The sequence below is a fragment of the Vibrio sp. HI00D65 genome (assembly GCF_001635455.1).
Taxonomy (GTDB): Bacteria; Pseudomonadota; Gammaproteobacteria; order Enterobacterales; family Vibrionaceae; genus Vibrio.
The window spans coordinates 1-289 of the sequence record NZ_LWEH01000411.1 but is presented as its reverse complement, the minus strand read 5'-3'; the positions used below and the strand labels follow the sequence as shown (position 1 = coordinate 289).

Below are 289 nucleotides of genomic sequence, written 5' to 3'. Positions count from 1 at the left end.
ACCTCTTCAGCTATGACAATGGCACAGCCATTAACGCATTTGAAAAAGTCCGACTACCTCATACCGAGTTTAACTGGCTTTACCCATTGGAAGCCGAAACCAAATTTGAACAGGCTACCGCCTTAACAATAAAGCCAGAGTTGAGCTCACAGTTAGAAATAGAGGCTGAAACTCAAATCTTGTGCCGCACTGCCATTACTTGGCAACTTGAAATAGGAGACACCGAATGAGCACACTGCAAGCTATTCCGACTCAGCACGGGATAGACATATTAAACAGTGAGCTGAAA

General features: G+C 44.3%; 1 pseudogene. It reads left to right on the top strand.

From position 1 onward, the window contains the following. Positions 1-230 (top strand): annotated as a pseudogene (locus tag A3712_RS27975) (hypothetical protein); the annotation flags it as partial. Between the last annotated feature and the right edge of the window lie 59 nt (positions 231-289).